Source organism: Alteromonas sp. ABH4_452 (assembly GCF_056311825.1).
The window spans coordinates 2,969,625-2,991,393 of the sequence record NZ_CM149973.1 but is presented as its reverse complement, the minus strand read 5'-3'; the positions used below and the strand labels follow the sequence as shown (position 1 = coordinate 2,991,393).

16 protein-coding genes, 3 tRNA genes and 1 pseudogene are annotated in these 21,769 nt (G+C 43.1%); 11 read left to right on the top strand and 9 right to left on the bottom strand.

The window, feature by feature from the left end; all coding sequences use genetic code 11:
- Positions 1 to 142: 142 nt before the first annotated feature.
- On the top strand, positions 143 to 904 hold the full coding sequence (locus ACYX4N_RS12825; protein WP_476054283.1) for an alpha/beta hydrolase: 762 nt from the start codon (positions 143 to 145) through the stop codon (positions 902 to 904).
- 217 nt (positions 905 to 1,121) lie between these two features.
- Here ACYX4N_RS12825 and ACYX4N_RS12820 read toward each other — a convergent pair whose 3' ends face one another.
- The 4 genes from ACYX4N_RS12820 to ACYX4N_RS12805 all read right to left on the bottom strand — a co-directional run bounded on the left by ACYX4N_RS12820 (position 1,122) and on the right by ACYX4N_RS12805 (position 4,231).
- Positions 1,122 to 1,520 carry a DUF3718 domain-containing protein gene (locus ACYX4N_RS12820; protein ID WP_118495189.1) on the bottom strand — a complete coding sequence of 133 codons (399 nt, stop codon included), beginning with the start codon at positions 1,518 to 1,520 and terminating at the stop codon, positions 1,122 to 1,124.
- A gap of 310 nt (positions 1,521 to 1,830) precedes the next feature.
- On the bottom strand, positions 1,831 to 2,229 hold the full coding sequence (locus ACYX4N_RS12815; RefSeq protein WP_474807234.1) for a DUF3718 domain-containing protein: 399 nt from the start codon (positions 2,227 to 2,229) through the stop codon (positions 1,831 to 1,833).
- A 357-nt stretch (positions 2,230 to 2,586) separates the two neighbouring features.
- Positions 2,587 to 3,543: a sugar-binding transcriptional regulator gene (locus ACYX4N_RS12810; RefSeq protein WP_474835839.1), complete on the bottom strand. Its 957-nt coding sequence runs from the start codon at positions 3,541 to 3,543 to the stop codon at positions 2,587 to 2,589.
- Entirely contained in the window at positions 3,536 to 4,231 is a 696-nt protein-coding gene (locus tag ACYX4N_RS12805; protein ID WP_476054282.1) for an HAD family hydrolase, read from the bottom strand. Before ACYX4N_RS12805 ends, ACYX4N_RS12810 begins: the two co-directional genes overlap by 8 nt.
- A gap of 458 nt (positions 4,232 to 4,689) precedes the next feature.
- On the opposite strand from ACYX4N_RS12805, the gene ACYX4N_RS12800 reads away from it, so the two are divergent.
- Entirely contained in the window at positions 4,690 to 6,405 is a 1,716-nt protein-coding gene (locus ACYX4N_RS12800; protein WP_179983210.1) for a purine-cytosine permease family protein, read from the top strand.
- Positions 6,406 to 6,415: 10 nt separating this feature from the next.
- On the top strand, positions 6,416 to 7,933 hold the full coding sequence (locus ACYX4N_RS12795) for a mannitol dehydrogenase family protein (protein WP_476054281.1): 1,518 nt from the start codon (positions 6,416 to 6,418) through the stop codon (positions 7,931 to 7,933).
- A gap of 151 nt (positions 7,934 to 8,084) precedes the next feature.
- Here the strand turns inward: ACYX4N_RS12795 and ACYX4N_RS12790 are convergent, their stop codons facing one another.
- The 3 genes and pseudogenes from ACYX4N_RS12790 to ACYX4N_RS12780 form a co-directional block, all read right to left on the bottom strand.
- Positions 8,085 to 8,477: a DUF3718 domain-containing protein gene (locus ACYX4N_RS12790; RefSeq protein ID WP_474856094.1), complete on the bottom strand. Its 393-nt coding sequence runs from the start codon at positions 8,475 to 8,477 to the stop codon at positions 8,085 to 8,087.
- A 277-nt stretch (positions 8,478 to 8,754) separates the two neighbouring features.
- Positions 8,755 to 9,774 (bottom strand): annotated as a pseudogene (locus ACYX4N_RS12785) (CobW family GTP-binding protein).
- A gap of 189 nt (positions 9,775 to 9,963) precedes the next feature.
- On the bottom strand, positions 9,964 to 10,866 hold the full coding sequence (locus tag ACYX4N_RS12780) for a LysR family transcriptional regulator (RefSeq protein WP_474807214.1): 903 nt from the start codon (positions 10,864 to 10,866) through the stop codon (positions 9,964 to 9,966).
- Between the two features lie 230 nt (positions 10,867 to 11,096).
- On the opposite strand from ACYX4N_RS12780, the gene ACYX4N_RS12775 reads away from it, so the two are divergent.
- Entirely contained in the window at positions 11,097 to 11,552 is a 456-nt protein-coding gene (locus tag ACYX4N_RS12775) for a MaoC/PaaZ C-terminal domain-containing protein (RefSeq protein ID WP_476054280.1), read from the top strand.
- 155 nt (positions 11,553 to 11,707) lie between these two features.
- Here ACYX4N_RS12775 and ACYX4N_RS12770 read toward each other — a convergent pair whose 3' ends face one another.
- On the bottom strand, positions 11,708 to 11,872 hold the full coding sequence (locus tag ACYX4N_RS12770; RefSeq protein WP_081765829.1) for an entericidin A/B family lipoprotein: 165 nt from the start codon (positions 11,870 to 11,872) through the stop codon (positions 11,708 to 11,710).
- A gap of 18 nt (positions 11,873 to 11,890) precedes the next feature.
- Positions 11,891 to 12,874: a mechanosensitive ion channel family protein gene (locus ACYX4N_RS12765; protein ID WP_476056446.1), complete on the bottom strand. Its 984-nt coding sequence runs from the start codon at positions 12,872 to 12,874 to the stop codon at positions 11,891 to 11,893.
- Between the two features lie 420 nt (positions 12,875 to 13,294).
- On the opposite strand from ACYX4N_RS12765, the gene ACYX4N_RS12760 reads away from it, so the two are divergent.
- The 7 genes from ACYX4N_RS12760 to ACYX4N_RS12730 all read left to right on the top strand — a co-directional run bounded on the left by ACYX4N_RS12760 (position 13,295) and on the right by ACYX4N_RS12730 (position 21,568).
- Positions 13,295 to 16,000, top strand: coding sequence for a TonB-dependent receptor (locus ACYX4N_RS12760; protein WP_476054279.1), 2,706 nt, complete (start codon positions 13,295 to 13,297; stop codon positions 15,998 to 16,000).
- 193 nt (positions 16,001 to 16,193) lie between these two features.
- Positions 16,194 to 16,496 carry a 4a-hydroxytetrahydrobiopterin dehydratase gene (locus ACYX4N_RS12755; RefSeq protein WP_476054278.1) on the top strand — a complete coding sequence of 101 codons (303 nt, stop codon included), beginning with the start codon at positions 16,194 to 16,196 and terminating at the stop codon, positions 16,494 to 16,496.
- 203 nt (positions 16,497 to 16,699) lie between these two features.
- Positions 16,700 to 16,776, top strand: a tRNA-Met gene (locus ACYX4N_RS12750).
- 53 nt (positions 16,777 to 16,829) lie between these two features.
- A tRNA-Met gene (locus ACYX4N_RS12745) sits at positions 16,830 to 16,906 on the top strand.
- Positions 16,907 to 16,959: 53 nt separating this feature from the next.
- Positions 16,960 to 17,036: transfer RNA gene (locus ACYX4N_RS12740), tRNA-Met, on the top strand.
- A gap of 189 nt (positions 17,037 to 17,225) precedes the next feature.
- Complete coding sequence (locus ACYX4N_RS12735) at positions 17,226 to 20,552, top strand: MHYT domain-containing protein (RefSeq protein WP_476054277.1); 3,327 nt, start codon at positions 17,226 to 17,228, stop codon at positions 20,550 to 20,552.
- Between the two features lie 14 nt (positions 20,553 to 20,566).
- On the top strand, positions 20,567 to 21,568 hold the full coding sequence (locus ACYX4N_RS12730; protein WP_476054276.1) for a response regulator: 1,002 nt from the start codon (positions 20,567 to 20,569) through the stop codon (positions 21,566 to 21,568).
- The last annotated feature ends 201 nt before the right edge of the window (positions 21,569 to 21,769 follow it).

The window sequence follows — 21,769 nt, the reverse complement described above, 5'->3', positions numbered from 1 at the left end:
GCCAGACACGTGCGTTAAGAAAAGGCGCACTAAAGGCCGAGAAAATAATGTAGCCGGGAAAATGATTTAAACAGTAATCATCGGATACCTTACTTTGCTCGGCTTTTTTGTTTCTTAAAATCACATAGAGGAAGTGAGCACATTGGTTGATTCCAAATACGCAATGGTTGATGGGGCCTCAATTCATTATTTATCCCGAGAAGAAGAGGGCGCAAAGAACCCCATAATTATAATGCTTCATGGCTTCCCAGAGAACGCACATACGTGGGAGGCGTTAATGTCGTTGCTTCCGACTTCACTAGACATCATCGCTCCAGATTTGCCCGGTTATCATTTATCGACCCCACTGCCTAAGGAAAAAGACTACCAAGTGCCATCGCTTATTAGCCGAATGGCCGCGTTTATCGAGAAAGTTAGAAAAGGTCGTCAGGTTATTTTGATGGGGCACGATTGGGGTGGGGCAATAGCGTGGCCATTAGCCGCTTTTCACCAAACATTGATAAGCAAGCTCGTTATTGTAAATGCTGCGCATCCATCTTGTTTTACACGTGCAATTAAAACCTCTTCTATGCAAAGAGAAAAAAGCCAGTATATCGCTACGCTCATAGATAGGGACGCAGAACACATTCTTTCAACTACAGACTTTCAGCTATTAAAAAATATGATCGGAAACTGCCTTTTTGAGCAAGAATCTAGCTACTCAAGAGAGTTACTCAACGATTGGCGTGACCCTGAAATCCACAGAGCGATGCTCTGCTACTATAGGCAAATGCCACAACGAGTGCCTCAAATGAATGTATCTAAAAAAGTGTTAGATGACATTCGTATACCCGAGATATTTATTCACTGCCCAACGCTATTATTATGGGGAGAGCAGGTTGATGCGTTTGATATAAGTGTGTGAGATAGAATTGAACACCATTTCCCACCGATTACAAAGCGGTTTAATTCAAGCGAGTCGCATTGGCTGCACAGGAAAAAGCCTGAATGGGTATAAAAAGAAGTGATAGGTTTTATAGAGACCTAGAAAGGGGTGAGGCCCCTAAAAGGGGCCTCCAGTGCGGCGTCCTGCCGCTACCATGTTGAACTGCTGTATCACATGGTGTGATTAATTTGTTGTATTAAATTCTGCCGTCAAGTTCAGCTGAAATAGGTGAGCTTTGTAGGCCTTGCTCAGCAATCCAAGCTTGGAGCGTTTTGCCGTCAGACTCTGGCTGAGCCAAGTCTTTGCTTGGCATTTTCTTAACAAGAAGTGTACCTACTTCAACTGCATTGTTGGTAATAGCTGTACGGATCAAACTTTGTCCGTTACAAGAGATACCAGAGTAGTAGTCGCGAAGCTTTAATTTGTAGTCTGACTGAACACTACGCATTTTCTTACGAAGTTCACCCTTGTCATCTGCCTGAACAATAGTACAGATATTCGCAAGTGCTTCGTTGATGTCATTAGCCTGCGCTGCGTTAGAGAAAGCTAAAGTAGATGCCGCAATTACTAGAGAAGTTTTAACGATTTTCAACATGGTTAAATTCCTTCGTTTGTTGTTATTAAGATTATGTTTGTTCGTTGAGATGTATTAAACCTGAATCTAAGTTACTGAAAAACATGTTGTAAAATAACAGGGTATACCAAAGTATACCTTTCAAATATACGCTTGCTCCTCCGCTAATTATCTCGGTCGACTTTTTTGCTACCAAACATTCGCAATAAACATCAAAGGATAAGCTGTAGAGTAAAGAGCAATAAAAAAGGCCCCGTAGCAGTGGGGCCTTAAGCGCAGCATGTGCTGCTACCATGTTGAATTGGTTCACATGGCGTTGTGAAAGTGGTATCTAAATTCTGTCGTTAAGCTCCGCCGAAATTGGCGAGCTTTGTAAGCCTTGTTCTGCAATCCACGCTTGTAAGGTTTTACCGTCAGACTCTGGCTGCGTTAGGTCTTTGCTAGGCATTTTTTTCACCAGCAGTGTGCCTACTTCCACAGCGTTGCTGGTGAGCGCTGTGCGGATAAGGCTTTGACCGCCGCAAGAAACACCTGCGTAATAGTCGCGTAGCTTCAATTTAAAGTCAGACTGAACGCGACGCATTTTTTTACGCAGTTCGCTCTTATCGTCAGCTTGTACAATAGTACAAATATTTGCCAAAGCCTCATTTACATCGTCAGCATGAGCTGAGTTAGAAAAAGCTAGAGTAGAGGCTGCAATTACTAGAGAGGTTTTAACGATTTTCAACATGGTTAAATTCCTTCGTTTGTTTTATTAATCGGTTTGTTTGTTCGGGATTAATTAAAAGACAGCCAAAGCGTTTAAAAAATACTCACTGAAATAACTAAGTATGTCGGCTAATACCTTATACTAAAGGTGTAAGTGGGTGAGGGAGCGCTATAGCCTTTAGTATATAAGGCATTGGTGAGATAGACGGCGGTTTAGAATTTATTGTTAAAGCACCAAATAAAGTGCAAAAAAACAGCGTTTGATGCCGTTTTTTTTGCATTTTAACTATGTCGAAAAGCGAATTAGCGCCCAGTTAGTCTTAATGGGTTGGCACTAAAAGCACATCAAAGTCCTTTGTTTACTCGGGGGAAGATAGTGTTAGATTTCGAGTAATGCTGATGCTGTTCGCTCCGTTGTGATAAGGCCATTTAAAAACTTAGAGCGAAGTGCGCCCCTAATTGCTTTAAATTTACTATCGCCCGCCGCCACGCCAATAACAGGCTTTTCTGGCGTAGCTTTCAATTTAAAACTCGTTACTCTTTCATTAATATCGCATTTTATGAGTGCACCTTCTTCATTAAAGATCCAACTTATGATTTCGCCACATGCGCCAGAGTCAGACAATACGCCTAATTCGTCATCGCCGATAAAGCCGTCTTTGTAAAGCGGTGACACGCTACCTAAATTGCCGATACCGACAAAACTAATATCCGCCTGCTCAGCAAGCGCGTGAATGCGTGAAATATGCTGTTGTTGCTGCCACACTTCGCGTTCTGACTTACTTGAGGCTATAACTGGTGTCGGCATGGGGTAATGCTGCGCTTTTACCCTATCAGCAACGTGAACGGCAACATCATATCGTGTTGCTTCGCCGTTATCTGCAATATTGCCTACTAGCGACACTATTTTATGCTGGGGACAATGAAGAATAGATAGTTCATCTGCACACGCTCGAAGAACACGCCCTGTGCCAAAAGCAATAGTTTGTGGCGTATCAAATTTAAGGGCTCGCTCTATGGCGGCAGCGCCTGCTTGGCCGAGTCCTTGTGTGGAGTTAGGATCGTCGTCAACGTTGGGTACCACTTCGCAAAACGTAAGCCCGAATTTTTCTTTAATCCCTTGCGCCAACTCCATGCATCTGGCTATGGGATGCTCCAAACGCACCTTGACCAAGCCTTCTGACATAGATAATGCCACAAGACGCTGAGCGCTCTGACGTGATGTATTAAGGGTCTTTGCAATTTCGTCTTGTGTTTTGCCCCCAACGTAATACATCCATCCTGCTCTTGCTGCTTCGTCTAGTTTGTTGAGTTCGTTTTGTGCTTTCTTACTCATTTATTTTTCTCGCGTCGAAAATGTCAGGGAGAAGAGAATGAAATTCGTCCCATGAATTGAGAGATTTACTGTTATTTGGAATATCAGCTTTTATATCGTTATGTAAATGTGCACCACCGGTAAAATGAAGACAGGGCATATTGGCGGCTACTGCTGCGGCTAAACCGGGCTGAGAGTCTTCAATAACTAAGCAGTTTTCAGGTTTTATACCCATGGTTGCGGCAGCATGTAAAAACAGGTCGGGTGCTGGTTTACCACTCTTTACCATAGAGCGCGTGAAAATACGTCCGTCAAAATAAGAGAAAAGGCCGGTGCTTTTTAACGCTTTAGTCGTTCTTTCGGGAGAACTGCTTGTGGCAACACAATAGGGAATGTGGCGGGCATCAAGGTTTGTTAATACGTTATTGATGCCTGGTGTCCTTCGCAACGAGTGCTCAAACTTTTCGTAGAGCAAAGCGTGAAAGTCCTCTTTAACCACCTCAGTCAACTCAAAGCTGAAGTCGGTTTTTAGTATCTTTTCTACGTGTTCTACGCTTTTACCAAGAAAGTGAGCGATAAAGAACTGCTTCGATAATGAAATGTTATAGTCATTTAGAATTTCCTGCCAAGCTTCCATAGACAGCACTTCGCTATCAATGAGTACACCGTCACAATCAAAGATCACTAACTTTACGGTAGTTGTTTGCAAAGGTTACTTTTCCTCATATCAAAAACACCAGTTATACGAAGATTTCACTACCAAAAGGAAAAGAACTTACCATCAACTTGGTAATGACATAATAAAACAGCGTGTACATTTGCCTAAGTGTAAAGTAATTGGTGCTTTGCTTTCTACCTTTTAAAACACTTTAGTAATAAGCATGTCGCAAGCGCATCTTTAATATTCAATTCATTAACAATTGTTGCTTCGCCAATATCCCGTAAGTTCAAAGGATTAGCGTTTTAATAGCGCTTCATTGGCGAAAAAATAGCAAATAATATTGTGTTAAATTTGTACTTACATCGCACTTTGTTTTGTTAATAGGTATTTACAATTCCATTTCCATGTGCAAATATCTACCGAAATGAGATATGTCCCATATGGTGAGCGAATGCTCAAAAGTGATTTTTAATAAGGGACGGCCACCTACAACAAGAGATTTGAAGATGAAGTCAACGTCGAGCGATATTGATATTTCACAGGTAAGCGATGAGCAACTCCCTGTCGCTAAACATAAATTAAAGGGATGGAAGCATTTCATGGGCTTGTATGCCGGTGAACATGTTGCCGCAACAGAATTTGTTTTCGGTGCAACGTTTGTCGCCCTAGGCGCCACCATGACCGACATATTGTTAGGCTTACTTATCGGTAACCTACTGGCGGTTTTAAGCTGGACACTAATCACTACACCTATCGCTGTTGAAACCCGTCTAAGCTTGTACTCCTATCTTCAGAAGATAGCGGGCGATTCAATGACAAAGCTCTATAACTGGGCGAATGTGATCATATTCACTGTAATATCTGCTGCGATGATCACAGTATCGGCAACGGCGGTGCGCTTTGCGTTAAATATTCCTGCACAGTTGAACTGGTACCCAACTAATTTAGCCTTTGTTGCCGTAGTTCTAGCGGTAGGGGTTATCGTTGTGTTTGTCGCCATGTACGGGTTTAACGCCGTATCTGACTTCTCCCGCATTTGTGCACCTTGGCTGTTCACTATGTTCATCTGTGGTCCACTTATTCTTATGCCTGCACTAGCAGAATCTGTAATAGGGCAAACGTTTTTAACATCGTGGAACGACTTTATGCACATTGGCAGTACGTCGGTTTGGACGGGGTTAACACAAAGCGGTGAGCCAGGGATTGGTTTATTAGAAGTTATTGGCTTCTCTTGGGCAGCGAATACCATTACGCATTTTGGTCTTATTGATATGGCGCTACTTCGATTTGCAAAGCGTAAGCGCTACGGCCTTTGCACATCAGCAGGTATGTTGTTCGGTCATTATATCGCATGGATTTCAGCGGGTATTATGGGCGCTGGAACCGCGGTTATCGTTCAAAAATCTATTGTTGAACTCGACCCAGGCGATGTTGCTTTCCACGCGCTAGGTCTATCAGGTCTTGTTATTGTTATCGTGGCAGGTTGGACTACCGCAAATGCTAACCTTTATCGTGCCGGACTTGCTGCACAGGCCATTTTTAAAGATAAATCACGTACCAAAACCACTGCCGTTGTTGGTATGGTTACGGTGGCTATTGCTTGCTTCCCATTTGTATTTACCAAGTTACTACCGCTGCTAACTTATGCTGGGTTACTTGTTGTTCCAGTGGGTGCAATAGTATTCGCTGAGCATATGATTTTCCCTCGAATTGGGTATACACGCTACTGGGCACATTATCAAAGTCTTACTCATAGCACGCCAGCGGTTGCAAGCTGGGGCTTAGGACTTGTGTTCGGCTTTGGTTTAAATGCTTTAGATGTAATTTCATTCTATTACCTATTTATACCAACCTGGTTCTTTACTATTGCGGTATATACTGCGCTTGCAGCCAAGTACGGCGCAAAACAGTCATACCCAGAGCAGGAAGCGCAGGTAGAGGCTTTCGATGCACGCGTTGAAGCGCATCAACAACAAGAAGCCGCGTTAGAAAACGACCACGTTGAAGATATTAGCGCTGTAACCAAGCTATTGCGCCTTACTTCTGTAGCTAGCCTACTTGTGTCCATCGCGCTAGCAATTAAAACTTTTTCTCTTAGTGACACGCTTGCCGTGTACGAATCGAACCGAGATCTATTTTTCAATATTGGTTTCGCGTGCACCGTTATCTATTTCGTTACTGCGTATTGGGCGATGCGTCGCCAAAAAGCGCTTCAAAGCTAATAGGGTTTTTATGCAATCTCAAACGTCTATCTTATTAAACAAAGCTAATTTACCGTCGTTGCCGGCTGGTATTCAGCGCCCAGCCTACGATGTGGAGAATGTTCAAACAGGTATTGTTCACATTGGTGTAGGCGGCTTTCATCGTGCACATGAAGCTATGTACGTAGACAGGCTGATGGCAAAAACCGGCGATTTGTCTTGGGGCATTTGTGGCGTGGGTCTTCGCGAGAACGACCGCGCAATGAAAAAAGTGTTCGATGAGCAAGATAACCTGTACACCTTAGTTGAAAAACATAATGACGGCTCACGGGTTGCGTCAGTGATAGGTGCAATGACAGGGTTTATGATGGCAACGGATGACCCTCAAGCTGTCATTGATAAAATGTCTGAGCCTGAAGTGCGCATTGTTTCTTTAACTATTACGGAAGGTGGTTATAACTTTGATGCGTCTACTGGGGAGTTTATTACCACTAACCCAGACGTTATTCATGACATTGAAAACCCGAAAAATCCAAAACTAGTGTTTGGTTATTTGGTTGCTGCTATTAAACAGCGTAAAGAAAACAATGTTAAGCCATTTACTGTTATGTCGTGCGACAACATTCAGCACAATGGTCATGTGCTGAAAAAAATGTTGCTCGCTTACATCGAGTTATTTGACCAAGCGTTAGCCCAATGGGTTAACGAAAATGTTAGCTTCCCTAACTCTATGGTAGACAGAATTACCCCTGCTACGACAAACGAAGATATTGTTTCGTTAAAAGCGCAGGGTATTGAAGATAGCTGGCCGGTGGTATGTGAGCCTTTTGATCAGTGGGTTATTGAAGATGATTTTTGCAACACTAAGCCACAGTTTGACGAAGTGGGCGCACAGTTTGTTAGCGATGTAGCCCCTTATGAAAAGCTGAAGCTACGCATGCTAAACGCCGGGCATTCAGTACTAGGGCTAGTGGGTTCAGTTGCCGGTCTTGATACTATCCATGAGAGTGTAGAAGCTGCGCAGTTAAAGCAGCTATTGTCTATCTTTATGGAAAAAGAGGTAATGCCAACCCTAGATCAGGTTGAAGGCATTGATGTATTTGATTATCGCGACACGTTAATCTCTCGTTTTTCAAATCCGTTTATCAAGGATACCCTGGCACGTATTTGCTTAGAAAGTTCAGCCAAACTGCCAGTATTCTTGCTGCCTACGGTACGCGACAACTTAGTAGCAGGTCGCGATGTGAGTATTAGTGCCTTCGTCGTTGCGTGTTGGTCGTATTATTCAGATAAACACGCGTCTCAAGATGGAAAGCCGCTAGAAATCAACGATGTATTGTCTGATACACTTCATCAAGCTGCTCAACAAAACGAAACGGACAGCTTAAGTTTCTTGAAGGTAGAAGAAGTGTTTGGTGAGCTTGCTCAGCAAGAAAAATTTGCTGATGTCTACAAGGTATTCCTTGAGCGTGTCTATCAAAATGAGCCTGTACTTTCGATAAGCGAAGCAATTTCTGAAGAAAAGCTAGCGGTGGCTAAGGCCAGTTAGGTATTAGTTACTCATAAATAAACAAAATGAGAGTTAATATTAACTCTCATTTTTTTTAACTTAAAAAGAAAAAAGCGACCCGGAGGTCGCTTCTTAAAGTGCAGATTTCTCTGCAACCATGTTGAACTGGTTCACATGGCGTGAAATTGTCTTACAGTCGCTCTTTGAGTACTGCTGCGATTGGGCTGTCTTGCAAGCCGTTTTCCGCAACCCAAGCCTGTAAGGTTTTGCCGTCTGCTTCAGGGGCTTGCAAGTCGCTTTTTGGCATCTTTTTAACCAGCAACTCACCGGCTTCCACTGCGTTATTTAGCATCGCTGTACGGATCAGGCTATTGCCACTACAGCTTACACCCGAATAGTAGTCTTTTAGTTTCATTCGATAGTCAGACTGAACTGCGCGCATCTTCTTTCTTAATTCGCCTTTATCGTCCGCCTGCACAATTGTGCATATATTTGCTAATGCCTCGCTAACGTCAGCGTGTGCTACTGATGACACACCGAAAGTACAAGCGATAACAAGAGAAGCTTTAACTATTTTCAACATGGCTAATTCCTCAAGTAAATTTTAATAGTTGTTTTCGTTGAGAGAATTAAACGATAAAGCTGACTTAAGAAAAATACATAAGCTAATACTTTGGTATATATCTTCATATCAAAAGGGGGCTAAGGTAACTGTAGAGGTTTCACCCCATAATTAATTGCTTCGAAGTCTCAAAACTTTCCCTTTATCAAGGAAACCTTGTATGGCGAAACAAACTTTACGCTGGTGAATGGCGAGATAAAATATGCAAGGTCTTAAGTCACGCCTGCAGATCGAGTGATTAGCTGTTGTGAACACAGCCGGCTAGTTCGTCATCCCAATCGGTATTGACTCTAACAGCAATAATTTCAATTTTACTTTCAGCACATTCACTTAGCTCACTTTCAACTAAGTTGCCGTCTGCAAGGTTATAGCTAAATATGCCTGTGCTTGTGATCATTACCGCTTTTAAGCGTTCTACTTCTAGCTTATTTATCCAGGCTAATAGCGCATCTCTATCGAATTCTATGGAGGGGGAGTAGCGCCATCCCACAGCTTTAAAACCTTCCCCTTCATTTTCGATTTTTAAAAAGCCTGAATCGGGAAAAGGTCGCTCGTTAATTGAAAGTGCAGGCTCGCTATTGTGGTGATGGTGGGCATGTGCATTTATTTCTACAAGCGCATCCGATTTTCCCTGTAATACAGCAAAAGGTATTTCACCATGTTCGCAAAGTACGATAGGTGTGTTCTGCTTCCCTCTATTGACGGCATAGTGCGTTAAGTTTTCTTCTTCATTTGGCCCGTAAAGATCGCATTTATTTCCTACAATGACATCAGCAATATCAATTTGCTGATTAAACGTAGCATGCGTGGTATAGCGAGGATCGGTTAACTTTCTTGCATCAACTAACGTGATAGTACGCTGAATATCCAGCACGTCTTGATAGTGCTCAGCGCTTAAGGTTTGCATAACTTCTACAGGGTGTCCTAACCCAGTAGGTTCAATCAGTAAACGGTCGGGTTTAGAGTGGGCGAGCAATTGATGTAATGCTATTTGCATAGGTAAGCCTGCAGCGCAGCACATACAGCCGCCGGGCACCTCTTTAATAAATACTCTCTGCGCATTTTCTCAGATGGAAGAAGGCTTTCCAGTTTGCATACCTTGTACAAGCGCACCATCAATACCTATCTCGCCGAACTCGTTAATTAGAATGGCCCAACGCTCGTTCGAAGGTTTTTGCTTTAACAGGTGTAGTAGAGCGGATGTTTTTCCCACACCTAGAAAGCCCGTGATGATGTTGGTAGGTACTGCTTTAATCATATTTATATTTGCTCTTACTATGCGACAAATACTTGTGACTGAATTTTCCTGCCGCAGCCAAGTAGCGCGTTTTGAAGGAAGAAAGCCACGACACCCTATCGAAGTGGTAAACGAAATAATCTAACAACAAAACGCCCCGCGGACATTTCAGGCAGCAGGGCGTTTTTTTCGTGTCAGCAATGTATACATTTAGTGTTGCTTGAAGTTACTTGCCACTTCCATAATTTGCTCACGCATCCACATATGTGCATAGTCGTGGTCTGCACTTACGTGCCAATACAAGTAGTATTCTACCGGTGGCAGGTCAAAAGGAAGTTCGTAAATAGCTAAATCATAGTGCTTCGCCAAATGAAACGGTAAGCAGGCGATGAGATCGGTTTTTACTATGGTACTAGGCACGGTTAAGAAGTGCTGCCCACGCATAACCTCTTTTCTTCGTTTGCCCATTTTGTCGAGTGCAATATCTATTGGACCCGCGCCAGATTTGCGCTGAGATACGTTGATATGCCCTAAACGCAAAAATGTATCTAAATCCAAACCGTTTTTAAGAGCTGGATGGTTTTTACGAGCGAGTACCACAAATCGGTCTTGCGCTATCTTCTCTTTACATAGGTGTGGGTCAGTAAACGTAGACGCATCGGCGAAGAAATCTAGCGTACCTGCAGCCATTGCTGATACTACTTGGCTTCGAGGGATCTCATAATTCGTTAAGGCGATATTAGGCGCTAAATTCTGTAAACGAGACACTAGGCGAGGCATGATACTGGCCTCTAATAAATCTCGGCTGGCAAAGTTGAAAGACTTCTCGGCAGTGAGTGGGTCAAACGTGTGGCTTTCCTGGACGCTCTTGCGTAACAATGCAAGCGCCTGCCGAGCTGGCACGATAATGTTCTGTGCTACGGGAGTAGGCGTCATACTGTGACCTGTGCGCACGAAAAGTGGGTCGTTCAACATTTCTCTTAATCTAGCTAACGAGTTACTAACCGCTGGTTGGGTGATACACAAGACATCAGCAGCCTTGGTTAAACTGCCTGCCGTATAAATAGCATCGAATACGGCAAATAGGTTCAAATCAATTCTATTGAGATTCATAACTAGTCCTTTACGGGCGAGTGCCCTGAAAAAAAGCCAATAGATGAAGAACCGCTGTTTTTTCACAGCGAGAGTCAAGCAACTATAGAGACTGTTGCTACATAGCATCTACGAATAATTTACGTTAGTGTAACAAGAATATTTATAAATACCTATTATTAAAAGTTAATTGAAACATTCAACTGAATAATAGTAGTTTCATCGTTAATAAATGGAGACTGGACTTAGATATGAAGACGCTTTTAGATTTATCGGTTGGGGATGTGCTTGAACAAGCTGATTTTTTAACTGTAACTCAAGACATGATTAATCAATTTGCTGATGCTACAGGTGACCACCAATGGATTCACCTAGACACGGCTCGCTGCGAAAAAGAGAGCCCATTTAAAACAACCATTGCGCACGGTTTTTTAAGTGCCAGTCTTATGCCCAAAGCTTTTGGTGAGGTACTCGCTCCAAGCGACAAAATTGCCTCAATGATAAATTATGGCATAGATAAACTTCGATTCCTTGAACCAGTCAAGTGCAATGACGGGTTAAAATACCAATTTAAACTTGTTGATGTGAGCGATAAGCCCCAGGGTAAGCTCTATAAGGTAGAGGCTAGCTGTATATTGAAGTCGAGCGGGAACCCTGCACTCGTCGGAAGCTTTTTAATGTTAGCGGTCATGAAACCGCAAAAGTAACTAAGCCATGCTGAAGAGACCGGAGATTCTAGCGCTTAAATTCGAAGGGATAGGGTGTTATATATCTTACGCTCAGTTAATTAACGGTTAGTAATCAAAAAAAGTCAGATAAGGAACTGCCTTATCTGACCTTATAAAGTAGCACGATAATCGGCTTAATTTGACGCTTCTTGTGCACCTTCTTCAACAGCTTCGCCTGCACTTTGAATATCTTCACCCGCGCCTTCGATAGTCGCGCAACCGCCCAAGCTTCCGATACTCGCTGCAAAAATCAGTGCTAAAAACGTGTGTTTACGTGTAGTTGAATTTAACATTTCCATTTTGTTTCTCCTTAGGTTTTACTCATCATCGGCTTGACTTGAATTGTCAGCCGCGTTTTCGTCACCGTTTGTTTGTGACGATGAATTATCATTAGATGAACTTCGCTCATCGCGCTGCTTAAACATGGTGTTAAGCTTATCACCACCTTTTGCATTAAAATCTAATGTTCTGATAGGGAATGGGATCAGGATATCGTTGTCTTCAAGCACGGTTTTTACCGTATTGATAGCGTCGTGACGCACTACCATAAACCCTGGATCTCCGGGATAACGGATCCAAAACCACAGCAATAAATTTATACTCGAGTCGCCAAATGATTCCGCGTAAACAGCAGTTTCATCTTTTTTGATCACGTAGTCTTTATCGTTCATTGCATCAGTTATAACGTTGGCGGCTGTTTCGATATCGTCGGCATAAGAAATTCCGAATGGGACTTCTATTCTTCGATATCCCAAGCTAGAGTAATTTGTCAGTATATTGCGGAATAAAATCTTGTTAGGGATAACTTCAAGTTGGCCATAGAAGGTCTCAACAAGAGTATTTCGAAGGTTTATTTCTTTAACATTACCAAAAACCCCTTCCGCTTCTATAACATCGCCTATTTCAAAGGGCTTTCTAATACCCATCGCTATGCCAGCTATGAAATTTTCAGTCATATCTTGGAAAGCAAAACCGATAGCGAGGCCAACAATACCTGCACCTGCTAGAAGTGATGTAACTGTGCCTTTAAGGCCGACAAAATCTAGTGCGATAAATATACCAGCGACAAGAACTAGGGCTTTGATAATAGATGTGAGAAGACCGGCTATCTGCCGAGACTCGAAGGTGCGTCGCATCAGTTTGCCTGCAACATTTCCTACCATTTTGGCGATAAGACCAAAAACAATAGCGATGACAAAGGCAACGACAATGTTTGGTAGCAAGGTGATTGCACCTTCCATCCAGCTTTCAAGTTTTTCACTTAAAAGCTTGTATACTTCATCTATCTCAGGAAACTCCATTGACTCCATTACCGTCTTGAATAATTTCTCGAGTCGTTTCAAGAACTGTTCCGAATACAGTAATCAAGTAACTAATTGATAAGAATGAAATTAATTTAGTTTCAGGATTACCTTTAAAAATGCGTTAGTGAATAAATTACGCAGTTAGGGCAAGTTCTTCTCACTCTATTTCCATCCTCGCTGTCACGTGATTTTTGCTTGTTAGTCTTAAGTATATCTGGTCTGACCATGTGTAAAATTAATGTAAACATATTATCCACAATAAATTTACAAAAATAAAATTCGGGCATAGTATCAGTGATGTAGGTCAATATTCTGTTGGCCTCTAACAATAACAAACACGAAATCGAACAGCCTGTTGCTAGCGGAAAGTGTGGGTAGTAGTGCCGGTAGTGATAAGCCCAGATTTGGAATCACACTATGAAATTTAAAACGCGTAAGACAGCAGTAGCCGCAATGGTCGGTACTGCGTTATTTTGCTCTCCTTATATCGCATCAGCCCAAGAATCTGACGTTGAATCCGAGCAAGAAGCTAAGAAAGACGTAGAACTCATCCTTGTTACCGGAAGTTTTGTTCGCAGAAGCGAAAACTTTGAATCTCCATCACCGCTAGCTGTTGTTGACAGTGTTGCAATAGACGCCATTGGCGCCAAAAACATCGCCGATATTACACAGACCCTAACCATCAATACAGGTGCAGAAAATAATCCTGACGCTTTCACGCAAAATGCCACCGCAGGTACCTCTAATATCAACCTTCGCGGTTTAGGTGTAGCATCAACATTAGTGCTCCTTAACAATAAACGCCAAGTCGTTACCGCTCAGCCGACTAATGAGGGGCTAAACTTTGTAGACACAAGCTCACTTGTACCTATGATTGCCATCGACAGAATGGAAGTAGTTAAGGACGGTGCATCTGCTTTGTATGGTTCAGATGCCGTTGCAGGCGTGGTTAACTTTATCACTAAACGCAACTATGACGGCGCAATGGTGACTGTGGACTATCAAGACGGTGCACACGGTGACAACAAAGAATATATTTTGCAAGGTTTATGGGGTGCTACAGGTGATAATGGAAGCGTATTAGCGGCTATTAGTTATACAAACCGTTCGCCACTATTTTTAAGTGATAGACGTTTAAGCCGCCCACAAGATGACACGAGTGCATTGGGTAATCCAGGCTCTTTCTTTTTAAATATTCCTGGTGCAGGCCCTCTACCTATTATTGACCCTTATGGATGTGAAGAATTTGGCGGTGCGCCAAACCTGCTTGCCCCTAGCGGCACTATTCCAGGGTTAGAGGTCGGTTTTTGTGGCTTTGACTTTGGTAAGTTTTATTCTTATGTAGCGGATGAAAGTAGAACCAATGCTTACGTGCGCGCAGACTATGAATTTGGTAACGACATTACGTGGACAGCTGAATTCAGTACCGCGAGAAACCGTGCCGAGCGAGGCGGCGCACCAAGTTTCCCCATTCTGACTTCACCTATTGTTCCAGACTATCACCCGCAAAACCCATTTGGTCAGCCAGTGGCATTTTTTGGTCGTGCTGAAGGTAATGGTTTTCCAGGTGATTCAGCCAATACAGAATCAGATACCTTGCGCTTCAGTACTAGCTTGCAGGGCGTAACAGATACTGGTTTCTGGGAGGTCAGCTACACCCGTGCAGTGAACGATTTTGTATTTAGAGTACCCGACGTGCTTAACACGGAGTTCCAACTCGCGCTATACGGACTTGGTGGCTCAAATTGTGACCCAATCGCTGGCTCGCCGGGCGTGGGTGACTGTGAATTCTTCAATCCGTTTGCGAGCTCGTATACGACTGCACCGAATTCTGATTATGTTGTGAGTTCATTTACGGGAACAGAGGTTATAGATTCAAAAGCAGATCTTGAAGTTTTCGAAGCGTTTACCTCGTTTGATGTGTTTGAAATGGGGGGCGGCTTTGCAGCATTAGCGCTAGGCGTTCAATACCGAGAAAATCAGCTTAGCCAAGACTACGATGACCTGGCTAACCAAGACAGCTTTACCTTTGTAATCGGCAACCCCGATATTGACGGTAGTCAAGACGTATGGGCAGCCTTTGGTGAACTTGCATTGCCCATTAATGATGAATTAGATGTGCAATTAGCAGTGCGTTATGAAGATTACGGCGGCTCTATTGGCAGTACAGTTGACCCTAAACTGGCTATATCATGGCGCGCCACTGATGAGTTTTCATTACGCGGTTCAATATCCACGTCGTTTAGAGCGCCAACGGTATTTCTAGCACAGGGGGGCGCCACATCTTTGCAACAGCTTATTGACCCTGTTCAAGGTGCAACTGCTTTCGTGGCAGTTAGAACATCAGGTAATGAAGATTTAAAACCAGAAGAATCGACTGCTTACAATATCGGTTTCTCTTATGAGCCTTTCAGAGACCTTTCTGTTGAGGTTGATTATTGGAACTTTGAGTTTGAAGACCTGATCATTCAAGAAAATGCGCAGGCTGTGCTAAATGAGGATCCGACCAATACAGAGAGAGTAATTCGGGCGGGTGACCCGCTAACAGGGCCTGTGCTTCAAGTAAACAACACCTACGTTAATGCAAGTTCTCTAGAAACGTCAGGTCTCGATTTTGTTACGAGTTATAAAATTGAAACGGATTTTGGTAACTTTACGCCCACATTAAATGCAACTTACATTACCAAATACGATTTGATGGATCCTCAGGCTGGTAACATTGATGGCGCCGGACGTCGTAATTTTAATAACATTGGTGTGTCATCTCCTGAATTGCGCGCTAATTTAGGTTTAGCGTGGCAGAGCGATATTCATGCTGCCAATATCTTCCTACGTTATATTTCGTCTTATGATGACGATCAAAACTGTGCAGACGGCACAGCAAACGTGGGTGGTTGCTCAAATGGCTTTTATGAAGTTGATAGCCACCTAACGGTTGATGCTCAATACAATATTGATTTGGGTGGTTTGTACGATACCGAGCAAAGTTATGTACTAACCTTAGGTGCCATTAACCTGTTCGATGAAGAGCCGCCTCAATTATTTACCAACAGCGGTTTTGATTCTAAGGTTCATGATCCAAGAGGGCGTCAAATCTATGCTCGCTTAGCAATTGAGTTTTAGTTAATCATACAACAAAGCGAAAAGCCTGCCTTTATCATTACTAGTTAAAGGCAGGCTTTTTTGTAAACCATAGTCTCCACTGCGCACTTCCTTTTTCGTCTACAGCATTTTCCATTTATAAACCGATTGATTACATTATTGCGTACTTACCGCATAGTTTACCTATGAACTACGTGAAGCGAAGGAGAGAAGAATGGCGACTAAGCTGCCAGATAAAGAAATCACCGCAAAGTTAGATGCGTTAAACGAGCTAGTATCAGATGACACACCTTGGGAACAACGTGGAGATAGCATTAAAAAGACGTTTAAGTTTAAAAGTTTTATCCGTGCATTTGGATGGATGTCGCAGATCGCGATTTGGGCGGAAAAACTAAAACATCATCCTGAATGGTTTAACGTATATAACAAAGTAGAAGTGACATTGACTACTCATGATGCTGATGGGCTAACGGAACTCGATTTTTCACTCGCTGAAAAAATGGAAAAATTTAGATAGTTAGGGTAGTTGGCTGGCTAAAATGGGCGTGTTTCGGCCGCAATTTGTATTAACTTTGCACATCTTGGTTAATTAAACCGCTAACAGTCAGAAAAATGAAATATTTCTCGACTTGGCACTTGTGTTGATTAAGTCTCTATGTATAATACGCCCCACGTTGAAGCGAGGCACAAAACGCAGCGGTTACAACGTTAATTTTCTGGCGCGGGATGGAGCAGTCTGGTAGCTCGTCGGGCTCATAACCCGAAGGTCGTAGGTTCAAATCCTGCTCCCGCAACCACAGAAAATAACCAGAATTTCAAAGTACTGCAAATGCAGGCTTTACCGTACAGTCGCGGGATGGAGCAGTCTGGTAGCTCGTCGGGCTCATAACCCGAAGGTCGTAGGTTCAAATCCTGCTCCCGCAACCAATTTGTAAAACCAGAACTAAATAATATTGCGCAAGCAATATGTAACGTACAGTCGCGGGATGGAGCAGTCTGGTAGCTCGTCGGGCTCATAACCCGAAGGTCGTAGGTTCAAATCCTGCTCCCGCAACCACTTTTAGAACCCAGCTTTTGCTGGGTTTTTTCTTTTCTGATTGTGCACTCCGTAAACATTCTCTCGATTTAACTGGCGGTAATTAAGGTAGTTTCTAAGAAATAATTTCCGCACAACATAGCCTATGTATGCTAAGTTAAAGTCATGCCACCATTGAATAATTAAACTTATAGGTAGTTTGGCCGCGCCATGATTGCTCGCTTTTTTACGTTTGATGAACACGCCGCGTTAATTGAAGGCGCTTATCACTTTCCCCTTGTTGTCCTGTCTTTATTAGTCGCTATTTTTGCTTCATTCATGGCGTTTAACGTTGCAGGGCAAGCAGCCGTCACTGATGACAAGCTAAGACGCAATATTTTACTTAGTACAGGTAGCATAGCCCTAGGGGGCGGTATTTGGTCAATGCATTTTTTAGGCATGACCGCCTTTGACTTGTGTTTACCTATCGATTACGACCCCTTGATAACTGCACTTTCGGCAATTCCGGGCGTAGCTGCAGCTTGGGTAGCGCTGAATCTTTTGATCAAAACCCGTATAAGCGTTGCTGAAGTAATTTTAGGTGGCGTATTGATGGGAGCTGGGATAGGCACCATGCATTATAGTGGTATGGCTGCAATGGAGATGGCGCCGCTTCTTCGCTATGACCTTGGTGTATTTGCACTTTCTATCGTAGTTGCTGTTTGTTTAGCTATGCTGTCGCTATGGATTAAGTTTGGGATTACTGCCGCAACCAAAAGTAGAAAGTTATTGGGTAAGCACGCTGTGCTCGCAAGCACTGTTATGGGGTTGGCTATTGCGGGTATGCACTATACTGGTATGGCTGCGGCAAGATTTGTTTTACCACCGGGTATGGAAACGTCCGGCCAGTCGTCAAATATCGCCGTCTATCTAGCTATTTCTATTGCTATCGTAACACTGGTGCTTATTACCATGGTATTGGGGATTAGCCTTTTATTTAAATATCGCGATGTAATGTTGCGCGCAATAGAAAGTGAACGAATTCAAAGCGCCATCACTGATACTGCTGTCGATGCCATCCTGACCGTAGATGATAAAGGAATTGTTAAAACAGCGAACCCTGCTGTAGAGCAAATTTATGGTTATACCCAGCAAGAAATTGTAGGAATGAAAGCCATTGAGATGGTTCCGCCTGAAAGACGGCATGTATATAACGATGACTTTTTTAGCCAACGCGTTGTGCCAACTGAACAAATTATCGGTACCGGAAGGGAAGTTGAGATAATCCGTAAGGGCGGGGAACGAATTCCGGCTCGTCTAGGCGTTGGCTACACACAAATAGAAGGTAAGCCCGTATTTGTTTTTTTTGCTTCAGACCTTCGAAAACGCAAAGAGATGGAAGATGCGTTGCGTGAAAGTGAGGCTAAGTTTAGAAGTTTAATCTCGAATATCCCCGGTATGGCCTATCGATGTTTAAATATGCCAGGCTGGCCTATGGTTTTCGTAAGTGATGCTGTGCTAGAAGTTACCGGTTATCCGGCGAGCGACTTTGTTTTACCAGAGCCGAAACGTTCGTTTATAGACCTTTATCATCCTGATGACGTTGAACGACTCTCTAAAATCAATACTGAACAAGATGTATTTTCTTATGAATATCGCATTATAGCTAAATCAGGGGAAGTAAAGTGGGTAACAGAGCATGGTACTCACGTAAAAGACGATAATGGCAATATCCTGTATGTCGACGGTTTTATATCAGATATAACCCAAAGGCGGGTAATGGAAGATGAGTTAAAGGCTGCGAAAGACAAAGCTGAACAAGCGGCTGCCGCACGTACTGCATTCCTTGCTAATATGAGTCACGAAATTCGTACGCCTATGAACGCGATTATTGGTTTTAGCGACTTAATGTTAGGGGAGTCCTTGCGTGAAGAGCAGAAATCTCACCTAACTACGATAAACCGTTCTGCCCGTTCACTGCTGCACCTTCTCAACGACATACTGGATAGCGCAAAGTTAGATAAGGGGAAGCTTGACTTAGATTATCGCGACTTTCTTATTCGAGAAGAATTAGATTTGGTTGTTTCTACGTTTTGGTTAGAAGCGAAGCGTAAAAAGGTTGGGCTAGTCCTAAATGTCGATTCTTCGGTGGCAACTGGTTACAGAGGTGTGCCAGAGCGCATGCGGCAAGTGCTTAATAACCTTATTGGCAATGCCGTTAAGTTCACTCATGAAGGTGAGGTGTCGATTAATGTGAGAGGTGACGAAAAGTTTGTCTATTTTAGCGTGTCAGATACCGGCATTGGTATGACGCAAGAACAAGTGGAGCGCGTTTTCGACCCGTTCTCGCAAGCGGACGCGTCGATGAGTAGAAAATATGGCGGTACTGGCCTGGGAACCACTATTTCTAAACAGCTTGTTGAACTTATGGGCGGAAACATCTGTGTTACCAGTGAAAAAGGCAAAGGAAGTACCTTTACCTTTAGGTTGCCGCTAGAAGCGGTTGAAGTCAGTGACTACACACCTGATACTTTAGAATCGACTTCAACCCAACTTCAATCAACGTTAAATGTATTAGTGGTTGATGATGTACAACAAAATGTAGAGCTTTTGTCATTGCTCCTTACTCGAGCAGGACATCAGGTAGATACTGCTACCGATGGTGTTCAAGCGTTAGAAAAAATGGAGTCAGCTTCATTTGACGTCGTTTTAATGGATTTGCAAATGCCCAATCTAGACGGGTTAGAGGCCGCAAAGCAACGACGTAAGTTTGAGAGAGAACATCAGTTACCCCCAACGCCTATTATTGCGCTGACTGCGAGTGTTTTGGTGCAGGATAAGCATGCGGCGCAACAAGCCGGTATGGAAGGGTTTGCAAACAAGCCGGTGGACTTTGGCTTACTTATGGAAGAAGTGGCGCGGGTTCTTAAACTCGATACCTTTGTTGCCGCCGACACGCCTATAGAAAATGACTCAGAATCAGCGTTTAAAGCCGATAAAGCTACCTTAGATTTAAAGAAAGCGGTTGGTCTGTGGGGAAGTGTAGAGACGGTATTGCAAGAAGTGGATAAATTCACTTCAACAAGTAGAGAAAAGGTCGATGAGTTGATGAACGCAGCTATTAGAGAAGACTTTAAAACGGTAGCGTCGCTTTCTCATGGCTTAAAAGGAACGTCGGGTAACCTATGTCTAACTACTTTCTTCCGTATCACTAAGGAGATAGAGGCGCAGGCGCTGAAATCGATCATCGATATTGAACAAGTTAATCAGCTTCGCGACGCTCTAGAGAAGATAGAGTTGATGCTAAGTGAATCGCCCTTATATGCAGAAAACGCAATTAATGAAAGTATAGACAATGCTTTGCTCCTTAGTCACCTAAAAGCTATGCTCAATAGTGTAGAGCAGAATATGGTGGATGAAGCGGAGCTGTCATTTTTAAAAGAAATAGGGTGCTCTAATCACAACGAGCAAATTGGTCAAATTCTCTTAGATATAGATGACTTTGAGTTTGAATTAGCGCACGAACACATTTCTTCATTAATACAAGAATTAGAGTAGCCCAGAGACACGGCATGTTAGAGATTGAAATTGAAAAACCTACTTTATTAGTGGTTGATGATGAGCCCGTAAATTTGCGGGTTTTGAAGCAACTTTTAGCATCGGACTACCAGCTTGTTTTCGCGAGAAATGGTGAAGAAGCGTTAAAGCTAACTGAGGCTAGACAGCCAAACTTAATATTACTCGATGTCATGATGCCTGGGCTCACGGGGTTTGAAGTCTGTCGTCAACTTAAGCAGCAGTCTAGTACCAAGCACATCCCTGTTATCTTTGTTACGGCGTTAAACGATGAGCATGAAGAAACCGAGGGGTTCGATGCTGGAGCCGTGGATTACATTACTAAGCCTATATCACCGGCAATCGTGAGAGCACGGGTGAAAACTCATTTGAGTTTAGTACAGGCTGATGAGCTTTTAGATAGCAGACTACAGGTCGTTCAACGGTTGGGAAGAGCTGCAGAATACAAGGATAATGAGACAGGCATGCATGTTATGCGCATGAGTCATTATGCTAAAGAGTTGGCGTTAGCTTATGGCATGACAGAAAAACAAGCAGAAACATTACTACATGCTGCACCTATGCATGACATTGGCAAAATTGGTATTGCTGATAGCATCATGCTTAAGCCCGGTAAGCTTACCGATGAAGAATTTGCCACTATGAAGCACCACCCAGAAATTGGCGCAGAGATCATCGGTGATTGCGGCGATTCTTTACTGCTAAAAGTGGCAAAGTCAGTTTCATTGACCCACCATGAGAAATGGGATGGAACGGGTTACCCCAACGGACTTGCCGGAGAGGATATTCCTATTGAGGGACGCATTTGTGCTATTGCTGATGTGTTTGATGCACTTACCAGTAAAAGGCCTTACAAAGACGCATGGAGTATCGAAAAAACCGTCGATTTTATGGAGAGCCAGAAGGGAAAGCATTTCGAACCAAAACTGGTCGAATTAATGATAGAAATTATGCCTAAAATACTCGACATAAAAGCCAAGTTTAAGGATGAGGACTAACCGCTAAGTCTTTTCGCTGTTGCTTAATGCGCCGCCTATACGTATAATGTGCGCATTAAGTGATGAGAGCGGGCTCCCTCATTAAAGGAAAGTAACGCACTTATCATTAGCAAACTATCACCTATCGGTGGTTTTACCCATAAGTTTGCAACTGCCTACATTGGCAGGTATGGGTTCAGAATTTTAATAAAAGCCCCGCTA